The sequence below is a fragment of the Luteimonas salinilitoris genome (assembly GCF_041300785.1).
GTDB classification, from domain to species: domain Bacteria; phylum Pseudomonadota; class Gammaproteobacteria; order Xanthomonadales; family Xanthomonadaceae; genus Luteimonas; species Luteimonas salinilitoris.
In genome coordinates this window covers 51,056-68,490 of record NZ_JBFWIB010000016.1, presented here as the reverse complement: position 1 = coordinate 68,490, position 17,435 = coordinate 51,056, and the positions used below count along the sequence as shown (strand labels likewise).

Sequence of the window (17,435 nt, the reverse complement as noted above, 5' to 3'; positions counted from 1 at the left end):
CTCGGCTTAAGGCGTTAGGCGCCATGACCAAGCGTCTTGCCTCATGTAGTTGTGGGAAGCTCATCGTTGGCACCCAAGGCGAGCCGATTCGCGTCTCAATCTGCCATTGCTTGGCCTGCCAAAAGCGGACCGGCAGTGTGTTTGGCGCTCAGGCCAGATTCCCGGCTGACGCAGTGATCGTTGAAGGTCAGAGCAGGGAATACGTACGCATCGGCGATGAGGGCAGCTCAGTGCGTTTTCACTTCTGTCCGGAGTGTGGCTCCACTGTCTTTTATCGGTTTGACGCTATTCCCGATGTGGTGGCCGTTACTGTCGGCGCCTTTGCAGATCCGGATTTTCCGCGGCCGCGTGTGTCGGTCTATGAGGCGCGGCAGCACCATTGGGTACGTCTTCCAGACGGTATTGATCACCTTGATTGAGCAGCCCATCGGCCGTCTAATGGCGCCTACAACAGGGGAACTGCAAGACATAAGGCGTTAGGGCCCACACGTGACACTGCGGCGAGCCATTCAAAGCGACATCCCGGCAATGCAACGTGTGCGGCTGGCGGTGCGTGAAAATACTCTTTCCGATCCGGCGCGTATCACCGAGGCGGACTACATCGCCGCGCTGGAGGATGTGGGGCGCACTTGGGTCGTTGAGGCAAACGGAGAGATTGTCGCTTTCGCTACTGGCTGTAACTCCGGGAACGTCTGGGCCCTGTTCGTGCACCCGGATCACGAGGGTCGCGGCTACGGTAAATCCCTCCACTCCACGATGATCAACTGGCTGTGGTCATTGGGACATACACGTCTATGGCTCATCACCGACCCCGGCACGCGTGCTGAGCGCTTCTACATTTCGCAGGGCTGGCAGTCGTGTGGCATTGCTGCTGGCGGGGAACTCCGACTAGAGTTGAGTGGGCCCTAACAATTAATTCAAGCCGAAGCCGCATCGTTATTTCGTTCGTCCGTGTCGCCCTGGATAGTGTGTCAGCTCGCCATCGTCCCGTTGCGGCTCGGCTTAAATCAGGCGCTGGGCGCCAACCGGAGAAGCGTCGCAGATGGAAGCAGTCATTTTCTCGTTGAGCTTTGCTGCAATCGCTTTCTTGATCTTTCTTTCGTTCAAGTACTTCGACAAGCGCCTGACCTTTGCCTTTGGGTTGTTGTTCGCGGCCTACCTGGGGCTCGATGATCTGGTCACGGGCTTACCGTCCGCGTCATCTGCATTTAGCTTTGCCGGTGGAGAATGGAATTGGTCCGGAAAGGTCTACAGCCTGCTGCTGTCCATCGCGGTGGTGCTTGGGCTGGGGATCAAACCTGAGGCGATCGGCCTCACCCTGTCGCAAAGAAACCTCACCGCATCCCTGATCGCCCTGTTTCTGTTCATCCTATGGGGCGTCTCGCTTGGACTGCTGTTCAAGCCTTCAGCCCCGTCCGTCGAGACACTCGCGTTTCAGGCGCTGATGCCCGGGCTTGCGGAAGAACTGGTGTATCGCGGTATCGCTCCGGCTCTCTTGCTTGGTCTCATCCGCGGCAAAGAGCCTTTGCAAGGGATACCGTGGACCGTGGTGTTCATTACCGCCCTTGCGTTCGGCATCTGGCATGGGCTGAGCTATTCGGACGCCAAGTTCTCGTTCGATCCAATGTCTGCGTTGTTCCCTTTCATCGGCAGCATTGCCGGCGGCTGGTTGCGGTTCAGCAGTGGCAGCTTGCTCTTTCCGATCTTGGCGCACAGTTTTGCAAATGTCGCATTCCATCTCACTGCGCTGCTTGGCGCCTAGCAATTCATTCGAGCCGAAGCGATAGTTCCTACGGTATCAGTGGATACCCTGATCTCACTTCAGGAGTGCCTTCAATGCCCAAGCCAGGCCCTAGAACACGTGTTTGCGCCAACGGGACAACATGAAAGGCGAAGAGACAATATGAGCAGCTCAAGCTCGAGCATGACCTAGAAGTCGAGGTGAAATATGAAAGTCAAGCGCACCATGTCCAACACGGCAACATCGGACGTCAACAAGGCGGCGGCCTTTTACGGCGGCATATTGGGCCTTGAACTGCTCATGGATCACGGTTGGTTTCAAACATACGGATCCGACGCAAAGATGACCGTTCAGGTGAGTTTTGGGTCCGAGGGCGGCTCAGGGACTCCCGTGCCCGATCTATCTATCGAAGTCGATAGCATCGAAGCTGCAATAGCCCGGTCCAAGGAGGCGAACGTGCCTATTGAGTATGGTCCCGTAAGCGAGCCTTGGGGTGTACGGAGATTCTACGTCCGCGATCCTTTCGGAAAGCTCATCAACATCCAGCAACATGAGTGAACGAGCGGACGCCACGGGTGTATACGAGCAATGCGCCTAACCCGTGGGTATCCACTTTATCGCCGCGTCACGCGATCGAGTGCTTCATTGATCCGCCTGTTGCCGAACCAATCGCCATCGGTGCCTCGCCGCGGCAGCGTGCTCCGGGCTCATCGGTAAGGCCTCGGGCCACGCCAGACCAGATCCCCGCGCCGATAGACCTGCTGCACGGTGATGACCTCGCGCGCGTCGCCGATGTTCGCCATTTCCGGATCGTTCGGCTCGAGCAGGCGGCACGGGCCGGACTCGCGCTTCAGCGCGGTTTCCAGCGGGCAGACCATGTACTGCCGCGTGCCCGGCAAGGGAAGGAAGAGTTCCGTCATGCCTTGATCGCGCCAGGTGCGCAGGCGGGTTTCGCTGCGCAGGTCGTAGACGACCTGGTAGCCGCCCACCTCCAGGTTGGGTTCGGACGCGGACGCGTTGTACCTGCGGCCGCGTTCGACGGCGGGGCTGCGGGCCGGCCCCGCGTTCACGGGGGCGAGGTCTTCGACGAGCATGCCCGGCGGCTGTCCCCAGGTGCGCGAGCGGCGCTGGGTCGTCGGGGGCGCGCTTGCGGCGGGGGCCGGCACGTCCGGGCGCTGCATGGGCCGGGGAATACGGGATGCCGTCGAAGCGTCCGACGTGGCGGCCGCGTCGGCAGGCAACGGATCGTCAGCGTGCGTGACCGGCGCGGACTCGATGCGCGAGGCCGCGGGGGACGCTCCGGCGGGTTCGCTCGCGGCCGCCGGCGCGGGTGGCGCCTGCGTGGGTTGTGGTGGGCTCTCGCCGATGAAGTTCACTTCCACCCGGCTTCCGCCGGCGGCGTCGCCCTGCGGCGTCGTCATGGTGATCGGGGGCGACAGCATCGCGATGAGCAGGAGCAGCAGATGCAGCAGCGCGCTGCCGAGCGCGGCGATCCACGGCTGCAAGCGTTCGATTCGGTGTTTTGCCCCGGCACCCGTTCGGGTCGACGCCTGGCTCATGCCGCCGGGGGTGGGTCGGGGGTGCGGGACTTCATGAGGGATCTACGGCGTGCGACGTGTGGGGTGCGGCATCGTAACGCGACAGGCGAAAAAAACGGGGTCAGAGCGGACCGCCTGTCGTGGCAGATCGTGCCACGGGACATCATCCAGATGCACAACAGCCCCGACAGCGCTGCGGCCACGCGGGCGATGCAGGCGATGATGACGATGAAGAAGCTCGACATCGCCGCGCTTCGCGCCGCGTACGAAGGCAAGTGACTTCGCCTCGAGAGCGCCGGCCGGGAAGCGTGCGCTGGCACGCCAGGCCGGCGGCTGTCCGAGGCTGGCGCAGTCGGCGCCGGCCGACACGGCCGCTCGCTTAGAGGCTATCGTAGCCGCCGCACTGGACAGCTTTGACTCCGCAGTCCGGCAAGTCAGGGAGCTCCGTCGTGGCGGCACCTGACCGTTCGTCCAAGCCGCCGGTTCGTGGCGCGGCTCAACTCAAGCATCAGGTCCTCACCCATGCAGACAACGCAACAAACTCGCCTTGCCCCCTGGAGTGCCCTGGCATGGGTGCTGGTGCTGTATCTGGCGCTCAATTTTCTGGTGATCTTCGTTCTGTTTCCATCGGGGTTGCTTCGAGCGATTTCATCCCCGACCCATGGCCTGATTTCATCCACGCTCGTGGCCAATGTGTTGATGCTGGTCGTCGTAGCCGGCTTCCTGCGCCTGAGCAGTGGCTTGAGGCTCGGCGACATGGGGTTGAGACGTCACGGATTGGGCGTCGCGGCCGGCGTTACGTTCCTCGTGTGGATTGCGCTGAACCTGTTCCAAGCGACGTACGCGCTGGTCACGGCTGCTCCGCTGATCGTCAATCCGGATTGGGGTACGGCCGGCCCCACACGCACGATAGGCATGTTCCTGGGGCAGATTCTTGGTAACGCGTTGTTCGAGGAAGTGCTGTTTCGCGGCATCCTGTTCCAGCAGATGAGGCTGCACTTCCTGGCGCGGGGTGGATGCAGTCCGAAAAAGGCGTTGCTGCTTGCCTTGGTCATCTCATCGGCGGTCTTTGCTGCGATCCATGTGCCGTTGCGGATCAGTTCCGGAGTGCCGTTGGCGGCACTGCCTGCCGAACTCACGCTTTTGTTCGCGCTCGGCCTGTTGCTCGCCCTTTTGTACTGGCGGACCGGCAATCTGTATCTGGTCATCGGCGTGCACGCGCTTTCGAATGCTCCCTTCCTGCTTGTCCAGCAGCAGGTCGACTTGAGCACGAATGGCGGAATTACGGTGATTGCCTCGCTGGTCCTCATGCTGCTTTGGCGGCGGCCTGCGACGTGGAGCTCGACCCCGCTGTCTTTTGCTGCCCCTGAACCCGACGGCTAGATCTTGTGCCGCTGACGCCCTCGCTTCCGCCTGGATCGCAGCCACTTTGGCGACCGCCTTCGGTGCGGCCTGCCCGGGAGGGACGCGGGCTTGGTCGGCATGGAAGGCGTGTCGAATGTTGGCAAGGCATCCTTTCCTCGTCGCTCCCGCGCAGGCGGGAGCCCAAGGACTTTGCTGCGATCGGAGCGAAAGTCCATGGATCTTCGATCCCCGGCCCTCACGCACAGCGTTCGGGCGTTCGAGACGGGCGCGAGCCAATGGCTCGCAAACGCCCGCTCTCACCCCGCCTGCGCGGGGATGACGGCAATGTCAACACTCGGGGGCAAAAATGCTCTAGCGTCCATCCAGGCCGAAGCCGCGGCGAGGCTTGATTCACGCATCAGAATTTCTGCAAAGACCAAACGACGATGACCATCCGAGAATCTGACTGGAAAGTCTTCAAGAGGCTGCGGGTAATCGCACTGGAGCGGCTGTCGCAGCGAATCCTGGAAGAGTGCCGGGAGGTCTGTTCAAGAGAAGGCGCCACGGCCCATGAACGCTACGGTGAGCTGTACGGATTGATCCATGAGCGCAATCGGGAGATGGCGCATGCTTTCGACGGTTTCAGCCGTTCCAGCGCGATTTTGCACCTTCGACTGATCCGGGCGCACGATCTGTTGACGGAGGCCGAAATGGCCGAGTTCAGCGAGGAGACCCGGAGGGTGGCCGACGTCACGATCTAGCGGAACGCGGGCATTGCGCTGCGTCCGAGGCCGCAAAGCGGCGCGATGAAGCTTCGCCGTAACGCTGTAGACCTGACCTTGTGTGGTGCCCGTGTTCAAACCGCGCCGGTATCGCGCGCATGGCGCGCTCCTACGGGTGGGCGTCGCATCCGCCGCGAACGGGCGGGTGCCGGTTTTCGTAGGAGCGCGCCATGCGCGCGATCCTCGCAAGATCTATCGGTCCGCGTGCCGCGCCGCCCTTGGCCGACGTATTCGCCGTGCGGCTGCGGCCGAGGCGGCGCGATCGCGTCAACGGGCGTTGCGACGCGCAGTCAGGAGCGCTTGGCGCGGGCGAATGCGTCGGCTAGGGCGCTGTTGGACGGTGTGGTCTGCGACTTGCCGCTTCCCTTGCCAGCGTGCTGAGCGCGGTCTGGGCGCGGGTTACGGTTGCGCGCGTCGCGTTCGCCGCCGCGCCGTGGGCTCAGCGCAGCTTCGCCGACGGGGTCGTCGAGGCGGCGGGTCAGGGCGATGCGCTTGCGGGCGACGTCGACCTCCAGCACCTTGACCTTGACGATGTCGCCGGCCTTGACCACCTCGCGCGGATCCTTGACGAACCTGTCCGACAGCGCGGAGATGTGGACCAGGCCGTCCTGGTGCACGCCGATGTCGACGAAGGCGCCGAACGCGGCGACGTTGCTGACCACGCCCTCGAGGACCATGCCCGGCTCGAGGTCCTTGATGTCCTCCACCCCCTCGGCGAAGGTCGCCGCCTTGAACTCGGGGCGCGGGTCGCGGCCGGGTTTCTCCAGCTCCCCGAGGATGTCGCGCACGGTCGGCAGGCCGAAGCGCTCGTCGGTGAACTGCTCGGGCCGGAGCGTGCGCACGAACGAGGCGTCGCCGACGATCTGCTTCACCTCGCGGCCGCAGGCCTCCACGATGCGCTCGATCACCGGATAGGCCTCCGGGTGCACGGCGGACGCGTCGAGCGGCTCGTCGCCGTCGGCGATGCGCAGGAAGCCGGCGCACTGCTCGAAGGTCTTCTCGCCCAGCCTCGGCACCTTCAGAAGGTCCCGGCGGCGCTTGAACGGCCCATTGGCGTCGCGGTGCACGACGATGTTCTCGGCCACCGACGCCGACAGGCCGGCCACGCGCGCCAGCAGCGGCGCCGAGGCGGTGTTGACGTGCACGCCGACGGCGTTCACGCAGTCCTCCACCTTGGCCTCGAGCGCGCGCGCCATCCGGAACTGGTCGACGTCGTGCTGGTACTGGCCGACGCCGATCGACTTCGGTTCGATCTTGACCAGCTCGGCCAGCGGGTCCTGCAGCCGGCGCGCGATCGACACCGCGCCGCGCAGCGAGACGTCGAGGTCCGGGAACTCGCGCGCGGCCAGTTCCGAGGCCGAGTACACCGAGGCGCCGGCCTCGCTGACGACGAGCTTCTGCAGCTTCAATTCCGGGTGGCGGCGGATCAGCTCGCCGGCCAGCCTGTCGGTCTCGCGGCTGGCGGTGCCGTTACCGATGGCGACCAGTTCGACACCGTGCTCCCGGCACAGTTTGGCCAGCGCATGCAGCGACGCCTCCCACTGCCGCCTCGGCTCGTGCGGGTAGATGGTGTCGGTGGCGACCAGCTTGCCGGTGGCGTCGACCACGGCGACCTTCACACCGGTGCGCAGGCCGGGATCGAGCCCCAGCACCGCGCGCGGGCCGGCCGGCGCCGCCAGCAGCAGGTCCTCGAGGTTGTTGCCGAACACCGAGATCGCTTCGGCCTCGGCCTTCTCGCGCGCCTGGTTGAACAGGTCGATCAGCAGGTGCAGGTGCAGCCGGGCGCGCCAGGCCAGGCGACAGGCGTTGCGCAGCCAGGCATCGGCGGGGCGGCCGCGGTCGGCGATGCCGGCATGGCGGGCGATGCGCCCTTCCGCGTAGGCATGGCCGGACTCGGGGTCGGTGCCCGGGTCCAGTTCCAGCTGCAGGAACTCCTCGCGGCGCGCGCGGAACAGCGCCAGCAGGCGGTGCGACGGGATCTTCGCCAGCGGTTCGGCATGGTCGAAGTAGTCGCGGAACTTCGCGCCGGCCGCTTCCTTGCCTTCGACCACCCTGGCGCGGATCACGCCGTGACTCTCCAGCCAGCCGCGCAGCTCGCCGAGCAGTGCCGCGTCCTCGCCCCAGCGCTCCATCAGGATCGCGCGCGCGCCTTCCAGCGCCGCCTTGGCGTCGGCCACGCCCTTGTCGGCATCGACGAAACCGGCGGCGTAGTCCTCCGGCACCCGGGTCGGGTCTTCGAGCAGGCCATCGGCCAGCGGCTCCAGCCCGGCCTCGCGCGCGATCTGCGCGCGGGTGCGGCGTTTGGGCTTGTACGGCAGGTACAGGTCCTCCAGCCGCGCCTTGCTGTCGGCGGTCTCGATCTCGGCGCGCAGCTCGTCGGTTAGCTTGCCCTGTTCGCCGATGCTGGACAGGATCGTCGCGCGGCGGTCTTCCAGTTCGCGCAGGTAGGTCAGCCGCGTCTCCAGGTTGCGCAGCTGGGTATCGTCGAGTCCGCCGGTGGCTTCCTTGCGGTAGCGGGCGACGAACGGCACCGTGGCGCCGCCGTCGAGCAGGGCGATGGCGGCTTCGGCCTGTGCGGGCTGGGCGCCGATCTCGTCGGCGATGGCGTGGGCGATCTTGCGCGCGAGCGCGGGCGTGGAATCGTGCATCGTGTCCGTCGGCGTGCGGCCGTTCGCCGCGAAGCGGGGATTGTGGCAACGCGAAGGACCCGGCGGTAGCCGTTGACAGCGACGGCCGGATCGCGATGGGTTCGCCGCGACGCCGTAGGAGCGCGCCATGCGCGCGATGCCGGTGGCGTTTCAGGTTGCGGCCATCGGTGGTTCCGTTGCGGGCCGGGAGGTGCGCTGGTGGTCAGAATGCCGTGGCGGCGAAATGCCCGCGGTATCGCGCGCATGGCGCGCTCCTACGAAGGTTCAGAACGGGCGTGCCACCACTTCATCGCTGTCGCTTCGCCGCCGCCACGGCAGTGGAATGCCGAGCAGCATCAATGCTGCCCACGCCAGCCGGCTCGACCGCGATTCGCGGTACGGGGTGTGCAGCGATGCATCGGGGGTCGCCTGGACGGTGTCGTCCTGCAGCGCATAGGCGCCGTCGTCGAGCGCCTGCAGGATGTGCCGCGCGTGCACGGCCTGTTCTTCCGGCACCCGCAGCTTGACGCCGCCGATCGCCAGCCGCCATTCCCAGTTGGCCAACGCGCTGTGCTCGTCGCCCAGGTGCACCTCGATGCCCTCGGCCGCGAGCAGGCCGCGCGCGATCTGCGCCTCGATCGGATCGGTATAGCTGGCGACGATGACGAGCATGGGAGCGGCCGCTGGGTGGGGCCCGGTGCGTGCGCGGGCATGGATCGCCAACGCAGGTTACGCTTGCGGCATGAACGCTGTCACGCCGCCCCGAGTCCGTCGTTTCGCGCCGTTGGCGGCGCTGGTCCTGCTTCTGGCCGGTTGCGGCGGCGATCGTGAAGCCGCCCCTGGAGCCGCCGCTGCCGGCGGCGACCCGGCGCAGCCGAGCCGCGTCCTCGACTGGCCGCTGCCGGCGATCACGCCGGGCACGTCGGCGCCGGATCTGGCGCTGGCCCCGGACGGGCGGGTACTGCTGTCCTGGCTCGACTCGCGGCCCGGGCGCCGCCACCTGTTCCGCTTCAGCGCCTGGGACCCGGCGCAGCAGCGCTGGCAGACCAGGCCGGTGACGATCGCCATCGGCAGCCGCATGTTCGTCAACTGGGCCGATACCCCGCACATCCTCGCCACCGCCGACGGCGCGCTGTGGGCGCATTGGCTGCAGAAGACCGCCGACGCACCCTACGCCTACGACGTGGTGCTGACCCGCTCGCAGGACGGCGGCGCCAACTGGGCGCCGCCGGTCACGCCGCACGACGACGGCACCCCGACCGAGCACGGCTTCGTGTCGTTGTGGCCGCAGGGCCGCGACCTGCTCGGCATCGCCTGGCTCGACGGCCGCAACACCGGCGGCGACGAGCACGCCGGCCACGGCGCGCACGACGGCTCGATGATGCTGCGCTCGGCGCTGTTCGACCGCGGTCTGCAGCCGGTGCAGGAGGCCACCGTCGACACGCGCACCTGCGAATGCTGCAAGACCGACGTGGCGATGACCGATCGCGGCGCGCTGCTGGTCTATCGCGGCCGCACCGGCGAGGAGATCCGCGACATCCTCGCCAGCCGCCTGGAAGGCAATGTATGGACCGCGCCCAGGCGGGTGCATGCCGACGACTGGACGATGCCGGCCTGTCCGGTCAACGGCCCCGACCTCGCCGCGCGCGGCAGCGAGGCGGTGGTGGCCTGGTACACCGCGGCCGGTGGCGAGCCGCAGGTCAAGCTGGCGCGCAGCAGCGATGCCGGCGACAGCTTCGGCGAACCGCTGGTGCTCGATCGCGGCAATGCGGTGCAGGGGCGCGTCGCAGTGGCGCTCGACGCGCGGCAGGTGCGGGTGCTGTGGCTGCGCGAGGACGGCGACGGCCAGTCGCTCTGGTTCGCCCGCTATGCGCCCGACCTGTCGCGCGAGTTCGAACGCATCGAGCTGGCGAAGCTGCAAGGCCGCGGCCGCGCCACCGGCTTCCCGAAGCTGGTGGTGCACGATGGTGTGTCCCACGCGGTCTGGACCGACCTGCTCGACGGCCAGCCGCAGCTGCGCGGGGCGCGGATCGTCGCGGGCGCCGCGGCCGACTGAGCAGCCTGGCGCGGCCAGCACCCGCTCTCCTTGGTAGAGCGGAGCTTGCTCCGCTGCCTCACCGGCCAGAAACCATCCTGTAAAGAGCTATCTGCCAAGGATCGCCACGGATGAACGCAGATAAGCGTTCAAATGAAATGCAAAGCGGCTTCTCGCATCCTCAGCGGCAGCTTTCTCCGTGTTCATCCGCGTCGATCCGCGGCTGAACATGTTTTTTGAGACGAGCGCTAGACAAGCCCGGCTCCGCATGCGGGCGTGAATGCGGTCTAGGCGCATGCTGTGCGAGGCTTGTGCCCTCGTCGCTGTCGGAGCAAACGCATGGACCTGGGCATGATCGGACTGGGCCGCATGGGCGCGAACATGGCCGAACGGCTGTTGCGCGGCGGTCACCGCGTGGCCGGCTTCGATCCGGGCGAGGCGGCGCGTACCGCCGCGGCCGCGCGCGGGATCGAGGCGGCGACGTCGCTGCCGGAACTGGTCGCGCTGCTGCCGGCGCCGCGTGCACTGTGGCTGATGGTGCCGGCGGGCCGGATCGTCGACGACACGATCGCCGCGCTGCGTCCGCTGCTCGCGCCCGGCGACGTGGTGATCGACGGCGGCAACAGCTTCTATCGCGACAGCCAGCGCCGCGCGGCGCTGCTGGCCGAGGACGGCAGCGGCTGGCTCGACGTCGGCACCAGCGGCGGCATCTGGGGACTGGACGAAGGCTACAGCCTGACCATCGGCGGCGATGCCGCGCTGGCGCAGCGGCTGGCGCCGCTGTTCCGGGCGCTGGCCCCGGCCCCGGAACGCGGCTGGGGGCATGTCGGCCCCGCCGGGGCCGGTCATTTCGCCAAGATGGTGCACAACGGTATCGAATACGGCCTGATGCAGGCCTACGCCGAAGGCTTCGCGATCCTGCAGCGCAAGCAGGATCTCGGCTTCGACCTCGCCCAGGTCGCCGACATCTGGCGCGAGGGCAGCGTGGTGCGCTCGTGGTTGCTCGACCTGACCGCCGATGCGTTGCGCGGCAATCCGGCGCTCGACGGGATCGCGCCGTTCGTGGCCGATTCGGGCGAGGGCCGCTGGACCGTGGCCGAGGCCATCGACCTGAACGTCGCCGCGCCGGTGATCACCCAGGCGCTGCTCGAGCGCCTGCGCTCGCGCGACGACGCAGCCTTCGCCGACAAGCTGCTGGCGGCGCTCCGCGACGCCTTCGGCGGACACGGCGTCAAGCGCGACTAGAGCAGGCATCCTTTCCTCGTCGCTCCCGCGCAGGCGGGAGCCCAAGGACTTTGCTGCGATCGGAGCGAAAGTCCATGGATCTTCGATCCCCGGCCCTCACGCACGGCGTTCGGGCGTTCGAGACGGGCGCGAGCCAATGGCTCGCAAACGCCCGCTCTCACCCCCGCCTGCACGGGGATGACGGCACTGTCAACACTCGGGCAAAAATGCGCTAGGGCAATTTCATATCAAGTGTTCGCGTATGTCACCGGAATGCGTCCCTCTCCCGCTTGCGCCAAAACCGCTCTAGGGCGCCTGTCACGCGTCCTGCGCCGGTGAGTCGCCGTATCTTCGGCTGTAGGCCCCGCACCGCGCTGTATCCGCGCGGCGCCCGGCTGTTCCGGCCGTGGAACGCAGTACCCCGGTGCCCGGGCCCGGGATTCCGGAGACGGCGGCGGCCGGATCGCGTAACGTCTGGCGCTGGCCACTGCCTCCGGACCGCCGACATGCCCGAGTCGTCCCAGCTGCTCGCCTTCGCGCTGATCTCGCTCGGCATGGTGCTCACGCCCGGGCCGAACATGGTCTACCTGATCTCGCGTTCGATCAGCCAGGGCGCGACCGCCGGGCTGATCTCGCTCGCCGGCGTCGCGCTCGGTTTCGTGTTCTACATGGTCTGCGCCGCGCTCGGCATCACCGCGCTGGTGATGGCGGTGCCGTACGCCTACGACGCGCTGCGGCTGGCCGGCGCCGCCTATCTGCTGTACCTGGCCTGGCAGGCGGTGAAGCCCGGTGGGCGTTCGCCGTTCCAGGTGCGCGACCTGCCGAAGGACGGCCCGCGCAAGCTGTTCCTGATGGGCCTGCTGACCAACCTGCTGAACCCGAAGGCCGCGGTGCTGTACCTGTCGCTGCTGCCGCAGTTCATCAGTCCCGAGCACGGCAACGTGCTGATGCAGTCGCTGCTGCTGGGCAGTGCGCAGATCGCGATCAGCGTGATGGTCAACGCGCTGATCGCGATCATGGCCGGGTCGATCGCCGGATTCCTGGTGGCGCGGCCGCTGTGGCTGACGGCGCAGCGCTGGCTGATGGGCACCGTGCTGGCCGCGTTCGCGGTGCGGATGGTGAGCGAGGCGCGGCGCTGAGCAGGCATTGTCGTCGGGTGAAGCATGTGTTCGTAGGAGCGCGCCATGCAGTCCTTTCCGCCGCAGTGAAAAATGGGCCGTCGCCACGGGCGGTGTCAGTGAATAGCCCGCACCTGGAGCCAAAGGAAGATGAGGTGTTAGTCCATCGTGATGGGCTTGGCTATTGATTGGCACGGCCCGTGGCGACGGGGCTTGTCTCACCGCAACGGTGAAGACTGCCTGGCGCGGCATCGCGCGCATGGCGCGCTCCTACGGTGGATCAGGCCGGACCGTTCGGCGGTGCGGGCGCCATCGCCACCGCCGCGCCACGCTCGGCGCTGTCGCGCGCCGCTTCCAGGACCCGCATCACCCCGAGCGCCTGCGGCGCGGTGACCGGCGGCGGGGCGCCATCCACGATCGCGTCGCGGATGCCGGTGTAATAGTCGCGGTAGTCGCCGGGCACGCTCGCGGTCGTCTCCCGGCGCAGGGCCCCGCCGTCGGCGCGCACCAGCTCGCCCGGCAGCGGGTCGTGGTCCGAACCTGCCGATCCCGGCGCGATGCCGGCGCGCAGCCGGTCCTCCTGCGGGTCCAGCCCGTGCTTGATCCAGCTGCCGCCGGTGCCGTGCGCGGCGAAACGCAGGCCATTGGCAACGACCAGGGTAGACGCGTGCAGCACCACCCGCCGCCGCGGCCAGCGCAGCGTCACCTGGAACCAGTCGTCGACCTGCGCGTCCTCGCGCATCCGGGCCAGGTCGGCCTGCACCGCGTCGGGCATGCCGAACAGTTGAAGCGCCTGGTCGACCAGGTGCGGGCCGAGGTCGAACCACAGCCCGGCGCCCGGCCCCGGGCGCTCGCGCCAGCGGTCCGGCACCTGCGGGCGGAAGCGGTCGAAGTGCGAGTGCAGTTCGACGATCGCGCCCAGCGCGCCCTCGCCGATCAACTTGCGCAGGGTGAGAAATTCGGTGTCCCAGCGCCGGTTCTGGAATACGCTGACCAGGCGCCCGACGCGGTCAGCCGCGGCGACGACGGCTTCCGCCTCGGCGACGGTGACGGTGAACGGCTTGTCGACCACCACGTGTCGCCCGGCCGCGAGCGCCGCCAGCGCCAACGGCGCGTGGGTGCGGTTGGGACTTGCCAGCACCACGAGGTCGACGGCGTCGTCGTTGAACGCGGCCTCGGGATCGACCCGCACGCGCACGTCGGGGAAGTCCGCCCGCACCTTGGCGGCGTCGCCCGACACCACCGTATGCAGCCGCAGCCCGGGCGTGTGCGCGATCAAGGGCGCATGGAACACCTTGCCGACGAAACCGTAGCCGACCAGGGCGACGTTCAGCGGCGTCACCGGCACGCCACCGCCCGGCGAGGCTGGCGACTCGCCTGCACGATCACCACTCGAACAGCTTGAAATAGGTCTGCGGCGGGTTGTCGCCCTCGGCATCGACGATGCCGTCGCCGTCGCGGTCGTACAGGTGGTACACCGGACCGCGCGAGGGCTGCACCCGCACCACGCGCACCTGGCCGGCGACACGGTACTCGGTGATCACGTCGCCGTTGGCCTCGGTGCGGGTGTTCTCGACCGCGTCGGCGGGGATCTCCGGGCCGGGGGGCGCCCCGTCCATGGTGGCGCAGGCGCCGAGCAGCAGCAGTGGGATCAGCAGCAGGGCCTTCATCGCGGACTCCGGGACGGGATGCCGCAATTATGCGCCGGTTCGCGGCCACGGGCCGTGATCGTTGCCCGGCAGGTGCTGGGCCGTATCGACATTCAAGCCCAAGCTCGGTGGTCCCCCTGTGGGAGCGACGGAAGTCGTGACTGGCCGCCCGCGGAGTCGCGACTCCCGTCGCTCTCACAAGAACGGTTGCGCCCGTTGTGAACCATTGCCGCGACTTCCCGGCGCCTGCACCCGCACACCGCCTGAATCATGAAGCGAATGTCGATACAGCCTAGAATCGGCGCATGACACGCCTGGTCCTGATCGACGGTTCCTCCTACCTCTACCGCGCCTTCCATGCGCTGCCGCCGCTCACCAATGCCCAGGGCGAGCCGACCGGCGCGCTGTTCGGCGTGGTCAACATGCTGCGCGCCACCCTCAACGAGAAGCCCGACTACGTCGCCTTCGTGGTCGACGCGCCCGGCAAGACCTTCCGCGACGACATCTATCCCGAGTACAAGGCCAACCGCCCGCCGATGCCGGACGAGCTGCGCGCGCAGGTGCAGCCGATGTGCGACATCGTCGAGGCGCTGGGCATCAGCATCCTGAGCGAGTCGGGGGTCGAGGCCGACGACGTGATCGGCACCCTGGCGCTGGCGGCGGCGCAGGACGGTATCGAGGTCACCGTCTCCACCAGCGACAAGGACTTCGCCCAGCTGGTGCAGCCGCGGATCGCGCTGGTCAACACCATGAGCGGCAGCCGCCTGGACAGCGAGGAGGCGGTGATCGGCAAGTTCGGCGTCCGTCCGGCGCAGATCGTCGACCTGCTGGCGCTGATGGGCGACACCGTCGACAACGTGCGCGGCGTCGACAAGTGTGGCCCCAAGACCGCGGCCAAGTGGCTGGGCGAGTACGAATCGCTGGACGGCGTGATCGCCAACGCCGGCGCGATCAAGGGCAAGATCGGCGACAACCTGCGCACCGCGCTGCCGCGATTGCCGCTCAATCGCGATCTGGTGACGATCAAGACCGATGTCGCCATGGCGCGCGGCCCGCGGCAGCTGCAGCTGCGCGAGCGCGATGCCGACACGCTGCGCGTGCTGTACACCCGCTACGGCTTCACCCAGGCGCTGCGCGATCTGGACGCCGCCGCCGCCGCGCCGCCGGTCGCCGGCGAGGGGCGACGGATCGGCGTGCGCGGCACCGAGGCCGGTTATGCGCGGCCGGCGGCGAGCGCGGACGGCACCGCCGATCCGGCGTTGGCGGTCGCCGGCGAGTACGAGGCGATCCTCGAGCGCGCGCAGCTCGATGCCTGGATCGAGCGCCTGCGCGACGCCGGCGAGTTCGCCTTCGACACCGAGACCGATGCGCTCGATCCGATGCGCGCCAACCTGGTCGGCATGAGCTTCAGCGTCGAGCCCGGCAGGGCCGCGTACCTGCCGCTGGCGCACGACTACGGCGGCGCGCCGCCGCAGCTCGACCGCGACGAGGCGCTGGCGGCGCTGCGGCCGCTGTTCGAGGACGCGAGCAAGAAGAAGCTCGGCCACCACGGCAAGTACGACCTGCACGTGCTGCGCCGGCACGGCGTCGACGTGCAGGGCTATGCCGACGACAGCATGCTCGAGAGCTTCGTCTACAACGCCACCGCCAGCCGCCACGACATGGACTCGCTGGCGCTGCGCTACCTCGGCTACACCACCATCAAGTACGCCGACGTCGCCGGCAAGGGCGCCAAGGCGATCGCGTTCTCGCAGGTCGCGATCGACGACGCCACCCGCTACGCCGCCGAGGACGCCGACGTCACCCTGCGCCTGCACCGGCTGCTGGCGCCGAAGCTGGTCGCGGTGCCGTCGCTCGAGCGCGTGTACCGCGAGATCGAGATCCCGCTGGTGCCGGTGCTGGCGCGGATCGAGGCCAACGGCGTGCGCATCGACGGCGACGAGCTGCGCCGGCAGACCGCCGACCTGTCGCGGCGCATGCTCGCCGCGCAGCAGAAGGCGACGGAACTGGCCGGTCGCACCTTCAACCTCGACTCGCCCAAGCAGCTGCAGGCGCTGCTGTTCGACGAGCTGAAGCTGCCGGCGGTGCTGAAGACGCCCAAGGGCCAGCCCAGCACCAATGAAGAAGCGCTGGAGGCGATCGCCGACCGGCACGAGCTGCCGCGGGTGATCCTGGAGTACCGCGCGCTGGCCAAGCTGCGCAGCACCTACACCGAGAAGCTCGCGGACATCGTCAATCCCGACACCGGCCGCGTGCACACCAGCTTCCACCAGGCCGGCGCCGCCACCGGGCGGCTGGCGTCCAGCGACCCCAACCTGCAGAACATCCCGATCCGCACCGAGGACGGCCGCCGCATCCGCCGTGCCTTCGTCGCCGATCCCGGCAACAAGATCGTCGCCTGCGACTACTCGCAGATCGAGCTGCGGATCATGGCCCACCTGTCGCAGGACGACGGGCTGCTGCAGGCGTTCGCTTCCGGCGCCGACATCCACCGCGCCACCGCGGCCGAGGTGTTCGGGCGGGCGATGGACCAGGTGACGCCGAACGAACGCCGCGCCGCCAAGGCGATCAACTTCGGCCTGATGTACGGCATGAGCGCGTTCGGCCTGGCGCGCAATCTCGGCATCGGCCGCGGCGAGGCACAGGACTACATCGCGCTGTATTTCTCGCGCTATCCGGGCGTGCGCGACTTCATGGAACGCACCCGGCAGCAGGCACACGACCAGGGCTACGTCGAGACGGTGTTCGGCCGGCGGCTGTACCTGGAGAACATCGCCGCCCGCAACCAGGGCCTGCGCGCCGGCGCCGAGCGCGCCGCGATCAACGCGCCGATGCAGGGCACCGCCGCCGACATCATCAAGCGCGCGATGATCGCGATCGATGCCTGGCTGCAGACCCAGGCCGGCGCCGCGCGGATGATCCTGCAGGTGCACGACGAACTGGTGTTCGAGGCGCGGGCGGACTTCGTCGACACCCTGCTGGCCGAGGTGGTGCCGCGGATGACCGGCGCCGCCGAGCTGCGGGTGCCGCTGGTGGTCGACAGCGGCGTCGGCGACGACTGGGACCAGGCGCACTGAACCGGGCCGCCCGGAACGAGACGGCTCCGGACGATTTCGTAGAGCCGAGCTTGCTCGGCTGCGCGGGCGCCGGAGCCGGGAGCAGCGGAGCAAGCTCCGCTCTACGGGACAGGGATGCCGCGCCGGCCGGTGGCGGGCCGGCCCCCCGGGTAAACGGGGGCTGAATTCTTCCGGGAAATAATCGAAATCTTCACGAACCATCCATGTAGGAAGTGGTCATATAGCTCGCGACAGATGCAACGTCTGTCGCCGATCTCTCCCTTCCCCTGGAGTGATCCCGGAACGTAAGGCTTCTCCCCG

15 protein-coding genes and 1 pseudogene are annotated in these 17,435 nt (G+C 67.9%); 11 read left to right on the top strand and 5 right to left on the bottom strand.

Annotated elements, in window-relative coordinates; genetic code table 11:
• From AB5T46_RS17810 to AB5T46_RS17795, 4 genes are all read left to right on the top strand, one after another.
• A partial coding sequence (locus AB5T46_RS17810) for a GFA family protein (protein WP_370565419.1) occupies positions 1-419 on the top strand: 419 nt, incomplete at its 5' end.
• 70 nt (positions 420-489) lie between these two features.
• Positions 490-909 carry a GNAT family N-acetyltransferase gene (locus tag AB5T46_RS17805; RefSeq protein ID WP_370565417.1) on the top strand — a complete coding sequence of 140 codons (420 nt, stop codon included), beginning with the start codon at positions 490-492 and terminating at the stop codon, positions 907-909.
• A 133-nt stretch (positions 910-1,042) separates the two neighbouring features.
• Complete coding sequence (locus AB5T46_RS17800) at positions 1,043-1,762, top strand: CPBP family glutamic-type intramembrane protease (RefSeq protein WP_370565416.1); 720 nt, start codon at positions 1,043-1,045, stop codon at positions 1,760-1,762.
• A gap of 186 nt (positions 1,763-1,948) precedes the next feature.
• Positions 1,949-2,299: a VOC family protein gene (locus AB5T46_RS17795; RefSeq protein ID WP_370565415.1), complete on the top strand. Its 351-nt coding sequence runs from the start codon at positions 1,949-1,951 to the stop codon at positions 2,297-2,299.
• Between the two features lie 149 nt (positions 2,300-2,448).
• Here the strand turns inward: AB5T46_RS17795 and AB5T46_RS17790 are convergent, their stop codons facing one another.
• Positions 2,449-3,246 carry a type II toxin-antitoxin system RelE/ParE family toxin gene (locus AB5T46_RS17790; protein ID WP_370565414.1) on the bottom strand — a complete coding sequence of 266 codons (798 nt, stop codon included), beginning with the start codon at positions 3,244-3,246 and terminating at the stop codon, positions 2,449-2,451.
• Here AB5T46_RS17790 and AB5T46_RS17785 point away from each other — a divergent pair.
• The 3 genes from AB5T46_RS17785 to AB5T46_RS17775 all read left to right on the top strand — a co-directional run bounded on the left by AB5T46_RS17785 (position 3,205) and on the right by AB5T46_RS17775 (position 5,384).
• A complete protein-coding gene (locus tag AB5T46_RS17785) occupies positions 3,205-3,558 on the top strand; it encodes a hypothetical protein (RefSeq protein ID WP_370565413.1) in 354 nt (117 codons plus the stop codon). The genes AB5T46_RS17790 and AB5T46_RS17785 overlap by 42 nt on opposite strands.
• A 243-nt stretch (positions 3,559-3,801) precedes the next feature.
• On the top strand, positions 3,802-4,662 hold the full coding sequence (locus tag AB5T46_RS17780) for a CPBP family intramembrane glutamic endopeptidase (RefSeq protein ID WP_370565412.1): 861 nt from the start codon (positions 3,802-3,804) through the stop codon (positions 4,660-4,662).
• A 407-nt stretch (positions 4,663-5,069) separates the two neighbouring features.
• Entirely contained in the window at positions 5,070-5,384 is a 315-nt protein-coding gene (locus AB5T46_RS17775; RefSeq protein WP_370565411.1) for a hypothetical protein, read from the top strand.
• Positions 5,385-5,829: 445 nt separating this feature from the next.
• Here the strand turns inward: AB5T46_RS17775 and AB5T46_RS17770 are convergent.
• Both AB5T46_RS17770 and AB5T46_RS17765 read right to left on the bottom strand, forming a co-directional pair.
• Positions 5,830-8,053, bottom strand: a pseudogene (locus AB5T46_RS17770) (Tex family protein); the annotation flags it as partial.
• A gap of 264 nt (positions 8,054-8,317) precedes the next feature.
• Entirely contained in the window at positions 8,318-8,704 is a 387-nt protein-coding gene (locus tag AB5T46_RS17765) for a putative signal transducing protein (protein WP_370565410.1), read from the bottom strand.
• 70 nt (positions 8,705-8,774) lie between these two features.
• Here AB5T46_RS17765 and AB5T46_RS17760 point away from each other — a divergent pair, with 70 nt between their 5' ends.
• The 3 genes from AB5T46_RS17760 (at position 8,775) to AB5T46_RS17750 (ending at position 12,430) form a co-directional block, all read left to right on the top strand.
• Complete coding sequence (locus tag AB5T46_RS17760; RefSeq protein WP_370565409.1) at positions 8,775-10,088, top strand: hypothetical protein; 1,314 nt, start codon at positions 8,775-8,777, stop codon at positions 10,086-10,088.
• 318 nt (positions 10,089-10,406) lie between these two features.
• The gene (gene gnd, locus AB5T46_RS17755; protein ID WP_370565408.1) at positions 10,407-11,312 is read left to right on the top strand and encodes a phosphogluconate dehydrogenase (NAD(+)-dependent, decarboxylating); all 906 of its coding nucleotides are present in this window, start codon (positions 10,407-10,409) and stop codon (positions 11,310-11,312) included.
• A gap of 485 nt (positions 11,313-11,797) precedes the next feature.
• Positions 11,798-12,430: a LysE family translocator gene (locus tag AB5T46_RS17750; protein ID WP_370565406.1), complete on the top strand. Its 633-nt coding sequence runs from the start codon at positions 11,798-11,800 to the stop codon at positions 12,428-12,430.
• Between the two features lie 259 nt (positions 12,431-12,689).
• On the opposite strand, the gene AB5T46_RS17745 is transcribed toward AB5T46_RS17750, so the two are convergent.
• On the bottom strand, positions 12,690-13,751 hold the full coding sequence (locus AB5T46_RS17745; RefSeq protein WP_370565405.1) for an oxidoreductase: 1,062 nt from the start codon (positions 13,749-13,751) through the stop codon (positions 12,690-12,692).
• A 43-nt stretch (positions 13,752-13,794) separates the two neighbouring features.
• Entirely contained in the window at positions 13,795-14,079 is a 285-nt protein-coding gene (locus AB5T46_RS17740; RefSeq protein ID WP_370565404.1) for a DUF2782 domain-containing protein, read from the bottom strand.
• 284 nt (positions 14,080-14,363) lie between these two features.
• Between AB5T46_RS17740 and polA the strand changes: the two genes are divergently transcribed.
• Positions 14,364-17,135, top strand: a complete 2,772-nt coding sequence (gene polA, locus AB5T46_RS17735; protein ID WP_370565403.1) for a DNA polymerase I — start codon at positions 14,364-14,366, stop codon at positions 17,133-17,135.
• Positions 17,136-17,435: the final 300 nt, after the last annotated feature.